Below are 12,757 nucleotides of genomic sequence, written 5' to 3' on the forward strand. Positions count from 1 at the left end.
AATATCTCCCCGGCCTAGTCCATTAGTTAACAAAGCTTTCTATAGATTTTATAACGCTTTTATAGAATTGAATCGACTCTTCACCGATTGGTATATTCTCAGTCGGTGAGTCAATTGCCACTCCATGCTGATCATATATTTTATTTCTGACAGGATTTTTAAAATAATGTTGTGGTAAAATATCCACTTCGCTCGTTTCGATAGTTTTAAACGTTACGAAATAACCGTTTTTCCAACATGAATTATCAGTAATAATTGGCGGTAATAGCAAATTATCTTTCGCCAATACAGCATCTTCTTGAAGTGAAGATGTAAAATAGTCATATATATATATAACTATAGCATTTTTGAATGGACCGATATCTATTTTACCCAGGGAGACCATACCATAGCCTAATCGACCATCATTTAACTGAAAGTAAAAAACATCGCCTTCTTTAGGCCACTTTTTTTGTTTTTCATTTCCTGACACTACTGTAAGTCTGTCGGCCATTTTACATTAATCCCATTGTTTTTAAGCCAATTTTCACCCCACAAAACAGCATCCGAGTATAACTTTCTTGTCGGACTTATGCTATTGATAGAATTCTCAAAATGGGGATTATTGTGAATAACTGCTTGTTCTATGCTCCGTGCATGACCGCGATTTAGCGGTTCTTCAGTGATTCTAACTAATTTGTCGAATCTTTCACCATGCTGTACAGCACGGATATCTACATCCTTACTGATACCTACATAGACAGGTTTACCATCTCTATATCCTAAATACACATGGGTATTATTCCCACCTTTTGCCTTTCTTTTAATCCAGTCAGCAAATGACATGTTCCTCACTGACCGTTTAGGGCTCCCATTTTTGCAAGCGGTTAAACCTATGGGATCCACCCACCCCAGCGCATTCGGCGCATACTGGTAAAGGTTTATCCCCCCCGCCAGCCCTATCGGGTCCTGCTGCGTAAACCTTCCGCAGTCCGGGTCATAATAACGGAACAAATTGTAGTGCAGCCCTGTCTCACGGTCCAGGTATTGCCCCTGCATGCGCAGGTTCTGAGAATATCCTGATACCTGCGTCTCGCTTTCCCGCAGCAGCTTGCCCCAGGCGCTGTTTACCCCTTCCCAGCGCACCTGCCCTTCGATATCTGTCATCCGCTCCGGCGTGCCGTTGGGCTGGCAGTGGAACCAGAAGATCTCCGGAGCATCAACGCCGTCAATACGCGCCAGCGGGTCGTAGCTGTCCTGATCGCTGTAGACGTAGGTCAACGGCACATCCCCGTGCACTTCCTGCAGCAGCCGGAACCCTTCCCAGACAAACCGCGTGGTGACCGGCTTGCCGGTTGACTGTCCGCCCAGCATCTGGCGGCGCGTTTTGCTGATGCGGCGACCGAGCGGATCGTAGCGGAAGCTGACCTGCGTCTGCGGTTTGTTGCGGTCCCGCGGCAGGCTGATGACTTCCGTCAGGCGATGTTCGCCGTCGTAGCGGTAGTGCCAGCGCGTCTGGCCGTTATCCTTCTCCACGGTGCGGCCGTGGATGTCATAACGCCAGCGAATGCCGTTCAGCTGCGTCAGGCGGTTGTGCGTGACCTTCTCAGCAGAACCTTCCAGCGGGTTACCGGCTGCATCCCAGCGCCACTGCTCCTGGCCAGGCAGCGTGCCGTCCTGAACGAGCAGGCGCCCGGCGCTGTCGTACTGCCAGCGGTACCAGCTGAACGGGTTATCGTCCCGCTCTTCTCGCATCAGGTTATTGCGGTAGTCGTAATCCCAGCGGCGGGACCAGCGGCGCGGCGACGGGCGCTGGGCATTGCCGGTAAAGACGTCCCGGCGGTGCAGTCGGCCGAGGCGGTCGTACTCGCTGCGGGTGGTCAACAGCCCCTGGGTGCGGCTGGTCTCACGGTGGAGTTCGTCGCGAGTAAAATCGGAGACCGACAGCTTGTCGAGAGCAATGCTGAGCAGATGCCCGCTACCGTAGTAGAACTGCTTCAGCTCGCGGCCATCGGGCAGCGTGACGGAGGTGCGGTTGCCCAGCGCGTCATACTCCCACGCCAGCTCACCGTGCTCGCCCGCTTCGCGCGTCACGCGACCGAGCGCGTCATACTCAAAGGCAAGCTCCTGCTCTGCCTCGGTGGTCCACACGTCGGCTGAAAGCGCAGGATGCAGACCAATCCGGCTTAATAGCCCGGACGGCGTGTAATGGTAGCGGGTCTGCCCTTCCGGCGTGGTGCGGGCGACCAGCTGGCCGCTCGCGCTCCAGGCGAAGGCGTGGGTGATAGCCTCCGGATGATCGGCGGCAAAGGTGCGCGCAATCGTGCGCCCGCAGGCATCATAGCGATACTGCGAGGCTACGCCATCGAGCCCCACCTCTTCCAGCAGCAGCGAGTCTGGCCCCCAGCGGAACTGATACGCTTCGCCGTTCTCGTTTTCCAGGGCAATCAGACGCCCGCGGCTGTCCCAGCGGCGGCGCACTTCTTCACCCTGCGTATTACGGGTGGCGGTTAAGCGCCCCGCCTCATCGTATCTGAACTCGCTTTCTTTCCCGTCAGCACCCCCATGCTTCACCGGCAGGCCACGTTCGTTCCATTTGAGCGATTCCGTCCAGCCTTCAGGGCGATCGAGCTGCACCGGACGCCCTGCGCCGTCGTAGCGGTAGCGCGTCTCTTCACCGTCGGCGCCAGTCTCAGCCACCAGCCAGCCCAGCGGATGATAGCGATAGCGGGTAATACGCCCGGAACAGTCCGTCGAACGGACAATCTGCCCGGCCTCATTGTACTCCTGGTAGCGGCTGTTGCCTGCGGCATCGACCTCTTCCACGACCTGGCCAAACTCGTCCCGGCGCAGCTGCGTCGTCTGCCCCATCGGGTCCACCACGCGCTTGAGCCCGTGGTGTTCGTCGTACCAGAACCGGGTGGCGCTGCCGTCGGCTTCGATAATGGCCGCGGGAAGCGCGCGGTGCTCCAGCCAGGTGGTGGTGCGGGTATTGCCGTCGGCATCGGTCTCCTGCACCCGGTTGCCCATCTCGTCGTAGACGAAGGTGACGGCGTTGCCGAGCGGATCGATGCGACGCGTCAGAAGCTCGTTATCATCCCACTCGTAGCGCCAGTTTTCACCGCGCTCGTCAACGTAGCGGACAATCAGATTCTGCGCGTTCCAGTAGTGGCGGCGCGTCTGACCATCGTAGTGTTCGACGGTCGTCAGCCCGGCGGCTAAATCATAGCTAAAGCGGCAGCCGTCGCCGGTGCTGGTGCGGTTTTCCACCACGCGCCAGTGGTCGAATTTTTGCCAGCGGTATTCGCTCTCCAGCCCGCCCGGCATCCGGTGCCAGACCATCAGGCCGTGGTCGTTGTAACGGTATTCACGCGTCACCACGCCGGAGGCGTCCGTCGCGCTCGCCAGCTGGCCGCGCGCATCGTAGCACCACTGCATCAGCGGCCAGGTTTGGTTGCCGTCGAAATGGCTGGCTGCGGTCACGCGCAGCGGGAAGCGCTCATCTTCATAGCGCAGGGTGACGTCTATCGCCCGCGGCTCGTCGTGAAGACCAACCAGCCTGCCGTGCTCGTCCCACGCCGTCAGCAGCGCATTGCCGTATTCGTCGCTGAGCGAGGCCAGACGCAGGATAGAAGGATTCATGCGGGTCGGTTTATACAGACGCCACACCGCGCCGTCATCGTCGGCAATCGCCACGTCGCCGTTCTCATTGCGGCGGATAATGATGCCTTCGCTGATGCTGTAAAACGCGCGGTCGATCGGCGGCAGTTCAAAGCTCAGCTCGCGCCCGGTTTCATCGAACCAGGTCGCATTGTTATCTTCCAGCGTGAGATAGCTGTCAAAGGTCGTTGCCCAGCCCAGGCCGAACAGCCCTTCGCGGGTGGTCAGGCTGTTGTAGCTGCGCTGCCAGCGAAGCGGGAAGCGCCCCGGCAGCGAGAAGTCGAGCTCATCGTCGTCGTTCAGCACCTTCACGCCAGTGGCAGCATGGACCGGGTGCGAGGAGCCAAACACGGCGTTGACCGCCATATCCGCCAGCATCCCGCCGCCGGCTGCGGCCAGCGCGCAGGGCATGTTTTTCAGGATCTTGCCCGGACGCCCGCGCAGCAGGGAGAGCGCAATCATCCCCAGCGCCAGACCCGGCGTTTTACCGCTTTTGATATCGCGGACCGTGAGCGTGTCCCCGCCGATGATCACGTTCGGGGAGACGTCGTCGGAAACGGTGCCTTCGCAGGTGGTGCGATCTTTCGCACGCACCGCGGGCTGCCCGTTGATAAAGACGCTTTTAGAGCCTTCCGCCAGATACTGCGGCCCGGAGTGCTTTTCACACGCCACCTTGTCCTCTTCCAGCGGCGAGGTCCCCGCGGCGGCAGAGGCCACGCTCGGCTGCCACATTTCGCTGCCGAACTGTCCGGCGGCGGAAAGCAACATGCCCGCGTAATCGGCAAAGCTGCCCGGTGACTGCGGCTCAGGGGACGGTGTATCGGCGGGCGTCAACGTCCCTGCCGCGCGGGCGGCGGGGATTGCGTTGGTCAGTACGTTGTTCGAACCGGTGGTAATTTTACCCGCAGGCGACGGCGGGAAAAGCGCATTGCCTAACCCTTCCGCAGCGTTGCTGATATCGTCGGTGATCCCCGCCACGTTCGCCAGCACGCCACCGATAATCCCGCTTAACAGACAGCTGGATCCAATCGCCGCCACGCCCGCTGCGGCCGCCCCGGCCCCCAGCAATGGCGCCGCTACGGTTGCTGCTGCGCCCACCGCCGCGCCGATCACCGCGTAGGCGGCACCTTCCGCTACGATGCTGGTGATGTCAGCAAAAATGCTGGAGTGAATAATCTCGTCGCCCTTACGGGCCGCGTTGTTATCGCTCATGCCTTACACATTCCGGTTGTCGTTTAGCGTCAGACTCTGCTTAAGCGCGCTCCAGCGCACCTCGTCCTCTTCGGTAAAAGCTCTTAATGCCGAGAGGGTAAAAATCATCAATACCGGTTTGCCCGGCGTCTGCACGGCCAGCTGTTTTTGCCACAGGCGTTGCCCGTTACGGTCAAACGTGGTCTCAACTTCCAGCCCGTTAATTTTTCCGTCAGGCCCGGCGTTTACGTTCCTAAATTCGCTCTGGGCAATCTCACCCATCTGAGGACGCAGCACATCCCACTGGCGGTGAAACTCTTGTTCGTAGTCGCTGCCATCGGGAATCACGCCGCGGCTGACCACCACGGACAGCCCGCTTTCGTCATCGCGAATGATGTTCATGCTGTTATCCTGCCAGGCAGCAGGAAAAAGGGAAAATGAACCTTCCTGGAGGGTGTATTTCATAAGTGAACTCGGGATGATTAATATTGAGAGAAACATGAAGGCCAATCCATGTTGGCCCTTTGGCTGGCTGTTTTATTATTTACGCCATTGACCTGATTGTTCGACTAAAACATGGCTGCCTTTGCTGACAAGCAATTTCACGGGTGCATACGTCACGGTATAAGCGATCTCGCCATTCTTGTACGTTGAGCCGATTATTTTACCAGTGGGGTCGTGTAACGTTTTTCCCTTTAAGGAGATCGTACTGTTATCGCTTTTGCGCACACCGAGATAAACCATCTGGTCACATTCACCCTCGAAACGCCCGCACTTGTTTATCAGAGAAATAGTGAACTTGTCGGTGTCCAGTTTTCTGGTTTCAGCGTGATGAACCGAAGCGGCTTTACGTAACGTATAACGCAGCGGAGTATAATCATTTCCTTTTTGTGGAGGTGTTACCAGACGCCATTCCATTTCACTCCCCTTTATTTCCAGAACAGCCCGTCCGCCTGCGCCGCCAAACGATGAGTTGAACTCTACGTTCGCACGGTTTTCCGCGATCGTACCGCTAAGATTTCGCTCATCTTCTTCCGGGCAGTCGATGCGATTCCCTCTCTGGGAGATATAGCAATAAGACCCGGTGATACGGTTGCCTGATTCAGCTAACTGCAGGGTTAACGTCGAGTCGTTGCCAACCCCGCCTGTCCAAACCCCGTCAAACGCAGGTCTCGATTGGCTGTTCGTTGCAAACTGCATCGTATGGAATCTGGCGGCCCATTGCTGGATATCAGCATTAATACCCGGGCTATTATCAGAGGATTGGTAATGGATTACGTCCGACTCCGGAACCACCCAGGCCGCAAAGATTTTGCCATCAGGATTGATGACCAGCGCTGACGCGTTCTCCAGATAAAGTTCTTTTAGCCAGCCTTCAACAAACAATCCTCCACCTGTGGTGGTATGCGGTTCGCCGAAGACGTCAAAGTTATCAATAAAGGTTTGGTAATGATTTCCCAACAGCGTCCTGAGATTGTCTGTCACTTCACTGTCGTTAAGGATGCGACTTACCGTATCGAGCTTATTGTATTGCGATAATTCAAGTGCCGATGACGTTTCAACGACGCCTGTCAATAAAGCCGTGAACAATACGATTGCCAGATATTTTTTGGTCATAAATTATTCTTGAGAATCATTGTTGTAATTCATCGTTATTTTTATAACGTTCCCGCCTTTTATCTCAAAAGAAAGCACTTTTTTATCCAATTCGTAGGTAATCCACTGCTCCCCCGCATCATTGTCGACCTGACCGGTACCGTATGCGCTGTTCAGTTCCTTTCTCGTTGAACCCACATGGACACCACGCGGCGTTGCGAAGTCTTCGGCAGTCAGCGTAATCTGCGACACGATATAATCATCAACGCTTCGTTCAGCTTTATCCCACCAGAGATTGGAACTGAATATTTCTAACCCAGCCCTTTGATGCTGGTAGAATTTATAGTTCGTTCCGTCAAAAGGAACCTCACCGACAAAGTTGCCTTCCAACGGCACATCAATTTTACCGGCACTATCAGGAGACCATCGGTCGCCCAATGCGACAGGCTGGTCTTTGATCTGCACAGAAAAATCCCGTTTTGTCAGAACGGAAGGCATTACCTGAGCCAAAACCACATTGCTGCCGAGACAGGTAAACATCAGGATGGAACAAAGAAATATCGGCGTGTGTTTTTTCACGTTAATCGTCATTTATTGAATGTGTATTGCAATTATCACCCTGAAGAAACCGCCAGGACATGAGTACAGTATTTCTTAGTCTGCGCTAATGACGACTGAACCCAGACAGTGAGGATTTTTCACGGTGAAACTGAAGCTCACCTTTTGTCCATTCATATCTTTTCGGGCTGTATGGCTGGTCACTTCGTTCTCCGAGCGGCCTCGTGGATAATCAGTTAACGTCAGCTGCGGATAATGCTTTTTAACGGTATCCAGCGTTATGCATTGACCTGAGGAGGGTGAAAAATTCAGTAAAGGCGCCATGCCGTCGTTATCTTTGCTTAAACGTAACTCAATTGCGGTTATGTTCGTTCCATCAGCGAGTTTGATATCGTCGGCATTGTAGAAATTGATATATTCATTTTGCCTGGTCATCTTAAACGGTAACGGCGCGTTACTGAGGGTTGTAACGGATAACGTCTTAAGCGATGCACTCATCCCGGATATAAACATCCAGAGATCCTTTTTCTGCGCGTCTCCTCCAGCCATTCCCGTCGTTAGTAACGCGATAAGCACCGCACCTGCTTTACTCATCTTTGGCCGTAAATTTCGCCTGCACCGCCGCATCAATATCCCCCTTATGCCCCGATCCCGGTGCCGTCGTGCCCGGCTTGGTTCCCGAGGTATTCAGATGCAGCTTACCGCCCGTGGTGATATACCCATCCCCTTCCACGAAGAAGTTAAACTCTTTGCCGATGAGGTTAATCTTGCCGTTAGCATTCAGCTCAATGGCACTCTCACCGGAGACCAGCCGCAGCTTCGTCCCGGAAGCAATGACGTACTGCTCCACCGCCGCATCCAGCTTGCCTTTCCCCGTCAGGATCTCTGTGCCGCCCTTCACCGCCTGAGTCTGATTCGCTTCCACGCGATGCAGTTCATTTTTCTTCACGTAATGGCTGCGCGCTCCGCCGACGCTGTGCGTTTCATCATTTTTAACGCTGGTGTCCATGTTGCGCTCGGCCTGGATCCATACCTGTTCTGCGCCCGCTTTATCCTCAAACCGCAGGGCATTGGCATTGTCCACGGAACCGTCTTTCGTGCGGCTCATAAAGCCCATCTGCGTCGCCGCTGCCGGCAGCGCCCACGGCGGCATGCTCGCGTCGTTGTACACCCGACCGGTAATGATCGGACGGTCCGGGTCGCCGTTGATAAAGTCCACCACCACCTCATCGCCGACGCGCGGGATCTGCACCCCGCCGTAGCCCTGGCCCGCCCACGCGCTCGACACGCGCACCCAGCAGGAGCTGGTGTCATCGCCCTTCGCCAGCCGGTCCCAGTGGAACTTCACCTTCACCCGACCGTATTTGTCCGTCCAGATACTTTCCCCGCTCGGCCCCACCACTTTCGCCGTCTGCGGGCCGTAGGTGCGCGGCCACGCCGTGGTCTGCGCCGGACGGTACACCACCGCCGACGGGATGACCGTGAAATCGGTGCGGTGTATGGTTTCTCCCTCGCCGCTGGCATAGCGGTTCTCTTCGAGGTGGTAACCCGCCGCCGTGACCAGATACTCACCGTTGTCGCTGAAGAACGGCGCGTTGGTTAAGGTGAAGGTGTGGCCTGGCGCAATCCCCGCCGCCGTCGCGGTGGCCTGAATCTGCTGATGCTCCACCTGCCAGCGCTCCTGACGGATACGGGCATAGAACTCCCCGTGCCCCTTGTCCACAAAGCGACCCGGCCAGTCGTACACGTCGATGCTGCCCGGCTTCGGCGACGCCGGGTTCTGCTGGGCCTGAAACAGCCACGCGTTCGGCTTGCGGAAGTCATAGTCGTCGAGGCTGTAAATCCCCGGCGTCACGCTGTCCTCCAGCGCCCACTGGCTGATGCCCTCTTCGTCCGTACTGCCGCCCGACGGCGTCTGGTGGTAAGGAATGACCTCATAGCCGCTGAACGGCTGGTACTGCGTGGCGGCGTCGGTGAGCACCAGGGTGTGCTTGTCCGCCTCATGGCGAAAGTGATACGCAATCCCCTCCAGCTCCATCAGGCGGCTGATGAAGTCCAGGCTCGACTCCTGATACTGCACGCAGTAGTCCCACACCCGGTAGCTGCCGGTGAGTTTGTCCTCAACGTTGACCTGATGCTCACCGAGCAGGGTTTTCACAATCTGCGGCACCGTCTGGCCCTGGAAGATACGCAGGTTACGGTCGCGCTTCATCGGCCACAGGTCCGGCTCCACCGTCAGCTGGTAGACCGCATAGCGGGTGCCCGTCAGCTCAACGGCGCTGACCGCCACGCGGGTAATCTTGCCGTTAATATAGCGGGACGTCAGCAGATTCTGCGTCGGGATGGTCACCGTGACCGGCTGGCCCAGCAGCTTACTGCGGTCAATGCGCGCGTCCGTGCCGAGCACGGTCAGCGTCAGCGCGAACGACTCGGACATCGCCTCGCGGCCCGTCAGTTTCCAGAACAGAAGCCCCTCCACCGGGAGCTGAACGGTAATTCGGTTGAGCATAATCTTTATTCCACTATGGACTAATCTCGGTGTTCATTGAGATATTTTTTAAATCGTGCTTATTTAAGCCATAAACCTGAAAACATAAGGACGCTCCCCAGGGAAACTACGCTTTTAGCAACGATAAGTAGGCAAGGCGCAACGACGCGTGTTATAGACGATATTGCTTCATAATTTTCAGCATTGTATTTTTTGTGCCCTCCTGTAATCCCGGAAAAGATCGTGCAGAGCAGCACAACGGTAACTTTTAGTCCCCATACGCACAGGAAAGACATGGAAAAGATAATCGAATAGTGTTTCGCCGTTGCGACGGAGAATAATGACATTGACTGAGCGAGCCATTTCAACGTAAAACCAATAACAACCGTAACCACTAGCACCAGAACGAACATCAACCCAGCAAGGAACCATTGTTTTTTACTGAATAAGTCTTTTCCATTCCAGATAAGCGCTAGTGTCCAAATCATAAAGAGAATAAAGAAAAGCCATTGAATCATAACGTACCACATTTATACATATTGTTCTCCAGGCATTGTCGTGTCGTCATCTCACTTCGCATCACACTCCTTTTCCAAACCAAATACCATAAAACAACAAGATACAGCTTAACGCGGCGATAGATTTTGCTACCAGGCGTAATATTGGCCCGAACCGCTGATTGACTATATCAGTGACGCCATTAATTCAACCCAACTCAATATAATTTTCTTTATCCACAAACCATGGTCACCACATCTTCTCTTCTCGAAGAATCTGTATTGTCCAATTTTTGAGACGCCGGGACGCTTTTAACTAACAAACCATTAGGGACAGACAAAGAAAGAGGCACGGTACAATACCCGTGCCATATGACTAATATAATTATAAGAAATTATCCTCTGGAGCTCTATCGAACAGTTCACCTGCCATTTTGGCGATACGTTCGTGCTGTACGAGTTTGTTTTTCCACTCCTGCGGAATACCGGAATAACCATATAATGCCCCCGCGATTTGTCCCGCCGTCGCTGCAACGCTGTCAGCATCATCGGCAAGGTTAGCTGCCAGTAAAATGGCATCACGGAAATTATTCGTATTCCATACCGACCACATCGCGGCCTCAAGCGTATCAATAACGTAACCACTTGAACGAATCTGGTCGCGAGTTTTTTGCTTATACTCACCCGCGTTTATGATCATTACACGCGCGCACAGTGGGAAAACATGAGGCGAAAAAGCTTCTTCTTTTTGATAACCGTTGATTAAATAGTGCAATACCAATCCGAGAAATTGGCATGCGTTAATTGATTCTACCGCGCCATGCGTTGCTCGACTCTGAGCCTGTGATTCGAAGTAAATCGCACGCAGCGATTTTCGACGAAAGATAGACACCGGTGCTTGACGAATAACCCCAGCATTACCAGCAGTGTGTTTCTCTGTATTACCATACCAGGAAGGTCCGACACGCATATACTGTTCAAGCGCGAACCGCGTCGTATTCCCGATATCGAAGCACCGACCATTACTGCTATTATCTCCGTCAAGATACCATTTCAGGAGATATTTTCTAAGCACATCGGTGTGCATTCTGTTTTCTGAAAGATAAGTCTCTGCCAGACATAATGCCATGGACGTATCATCTGTCCATTCACCAGGTTTTAATTGAAAAGGCCCGCCACCAATCATATCTGCTACATGTTCACTGTCTCTTTTCTTAAACTCAAGAGTGGTGCCGACGGCGTCCCCAACAGCCAATCCCACAAACGCCCCAAGCGCTTTATCACGTGAAACATCTTCAGTCGTAATTAAAGGTAAAGTTGCATCCCAGGCTTGTGAAGAACTCAAATTATCAATACTGTTGCTCCTTATTGCCTTACGGACATTAACTGGCATGTATGTATGATAGCGATCAGCATAATGATTGATTACTGAGTCTTCGGAATGAAGGTCGATCATGGTATTTCCTTTAATTCTATATTCGTTATCCCAAGTTCATCTGACCTGCTGATAACCTCAAACGATGTATTCGGCTTAAACAGCACTTCAGTCTCTGTTGCATTGAACTCTGAAAGGAAGTCAATTTTCCTACCGGAAAAACCTTCAATACGCATTTGGATAGGACCGCTGAAGCCTCGATTAACATCAGTACTAAGAAAGGCGGGATCGATAACTGTTTTTCCCGGAGTATATCCTTCCAATATGTGCGAAGGTAGGCTGTTCATCCCGCGGTATGTCTCGCCACTAAAAGTAGGAAGCTGGTCTAAGCCATCATTTATATGTTGAGTAAATGCTTCCATTTCTTTAGTCATTGGTTTCATACCTCGTAACGCTGGGTTTACCATTTGGTAGCCTGGATCGGTAGTATAACCATACAATGCACCTACTTGCTCATCACTGAGTAAAGCAGACAGAGCAGGATCTCGATTATCCGCCAATTCTCTGCCACGAGTAATCCATTTTTCGGCTCGTTGTTTCCCCACGGCTTCGCTTAAGCTCATCCTTGGCGAAGCTGAAGCTGTAACAGGTTCCGCACTAACGCGCGGCATTGATTTACCAGCCCGCCACGCATCAAACCGTGCCCCGCCTTTAATGCCAGCCCCGCCGCCGATAACGGAGCCGATCAGCATCCCCCATTTCTGACCGTCGCTACCTTCGCCACACAGCATTCCACCCGCGTAGCCACCAATAGTCCCACCGCCCATCGCACCGAGGGTACTCAGAAGTGCGATTGCCGGACTGGCCAGCACCGCCATGGCTCCGGCACCAACGGCGAGCATCGTCCAGTTCACCCATTCCGGGATTTCAGGACTTATTTCATCGGTCTGAACTTTGCTTCCACCGATAATAACATTACGCGATCCCTGACTAATCTCAGCGCTGCATGTCAATTTATCGCCTGTGCGAGAGGCGGGAAAGTTGTTGATGTAAACTTTTATCGAACCTTCCGCAACCCGTTGCAGGCTACCGCTGTGCTCATCACACTCTCCGGCTGACAGGTGAGCGCGGATCGCCTTTCGGCTGTTGATAAAAACATTGGGTGAACCTTCTTTTAGCGTACCGGTAGTATGGCGTGGAGCCCATGACATACTGCCGAGGAGCTCACCCAACCCACCCGCAGCGCATGCCCCAGCCGCAACGGCAGAAACAGCAACCAGCGCGGTCCCTCCGGTGACGACAACGGCAGCTGCGCCCAGAATGGCCCCGCCCACCAATCCTGCAATCATCCAGCCTTTTGAGGCTGTATGTGCAATCTCATCATCTACGCGAGCAGCCTGACATTCGGACATG

General features: G+C 53.9%; 10 protein-coding genes. All 10 read right to left on the bottom strand.

Annotated elements, in window-relative coordinates; translation table 11 throughout:
- Positions 1 to 22: 22 nt before the first annotated feature.
- The 10 genes from V1572_RS16025 to V1572_RS16070 all read right to left on the bottom strand — a co-directional run bounded on the left by V1572_RS16025 (position 23) and on the right by V1572_RS16070 (position 12,756).
- Positions 23 to 493, bottom strand: a complete 471-nt coding sequence (locus tag V1572_RS16025; protein WP_048029735.1) for an Imm26 family immunity protein — start codon at positions 491 to 493, stop codon at positions 23 to 25.
- Complete coding sequence (locus tag V1572_RS16030) at positions 472 to 4,851, bottom strand: RHS repeat-associated core domain-containing protein (protein WP_395299370.1); 4,380 nt, start codon at positions 4,849 to 4,851, stop codon at positions 472 to 474. Before V1572_RS16030 ends, V1572_RS16025 begins: the two co-directional genes overlap by 22 nt.
- Before the next feature lie 3 nt (positions 4,852 to 4,854).
- Complete coding sequence (locus V1572_RS16035; RefSeq protein ID WP_021240367.1) at positions 4,855 to 5,295, bottom strand: DcrB-related protein; 441 nt, start codon at positions 5,293 to 5,295, stop codon at positions 4,855 to 4,857.
- Positions 5,296 to 5,370: 75 nt separating this feature from the next.
- On the bottom strand, positions 5,371 to 6,447 hold the full coding sequence (locus V1572_RS16040) for a hypothetical protein (RefSeq protein WP_395299371.1): 1,077 nt from the start codon (positions 6,445 to 6,447) through the stop codon (positions 5,371 to 5,373).
- A gap of 3 nt (positions 6,448 to 6,450) precedes the next feature.
- The gene (locus V1572_RS16045; RefSeq protein WP_262796388.1) at positions 6,451 to 7,005 is read right to left on the bottom strand and encodes a hypothetical protein; all 555 of its coding nucleotides are present in this window, start codon (positions 7,003 to 7,005) and stop codon (positions 6,451 to 6,453) included.
- Between the two features lie 75 nt (positions 7,006 to 7,080).
- Positions 7,081 to 7,578, bottom strand: a complete 498-nt coding sequence (locus V1572_RS16050; protein ID WP_229046434.1) for a hypothetical protein — start codon at positions 7,576 to 7,578, stop codon at positions 7,081 to 7,083.
- Positions 7,571 to 9,493, bottom strand: coding sequence for a type VI secretion system Vgr family protein (locus V1572_RS16055; protein WP_395299372.1), 1,923 nt, complete (start codon positions 9,491 to 9,493; stop codon positions 7,571 to 7,573). Before V1572_RS16055 ends, V1572_RS16050 begins: the two co-directional genes overlap by 8 nt.
- Positions 9,494 to 9,552: 59 nt before the next feature.
- On the bottom strand, positions 9,553 to 9,990 hold the full coding sequence (locus V1572_RS16060) for a hypothetical protein (protein WP_232830958.1): 438 nt from the start codon (positions 9,988 to 9,990) through the stop codon (positions 9,553 to 9,555).
- A 364-nt stretch (positions 9,991 to 10,354) separates the two neighbouring features.
- Positions 10,355 to 11,425 carry an ADP-ribosylarginine hydrolase Tri1 gene (gene tri1, locus V1572_RS16065; RefSeq protein WP_045909539.1) on the bottom strand — a complete coding sequence of 357 codons (1,071 nt, stop codon included), beginning with the start codon at positions 11,423 to 11,425 and terminating at the stop codon, positions 10,355 to 10,357.
- Positions 11,422 to 12,756, bottom strand: coding sequence for a PAAR domain-containing protein (locus V1572_RS16070; protein WP_023344378.1), 1,335 nt, complete (start codon positions 12,754 to 12,756; stop codon positions 11,422 to 11,424). The genes tri1 and V1572_RS16070 overlap by 4 nt, the downstream gene beginning before the upstream one ends.
- Position 12,757: the final 1 nt, after the last annotated feature.

Origin of the sequence: Enterobacter quasiroggenkampii, from assembly GCF_043972695.1 — a bacterium.
Classification (GTDB): Bacteria; Pseudomonadota; Gammaproteobacteria; order Enterobacterales; family Enterobacteriaceae; genus Enterobacter; species Enterobacter quasiroggenkampii.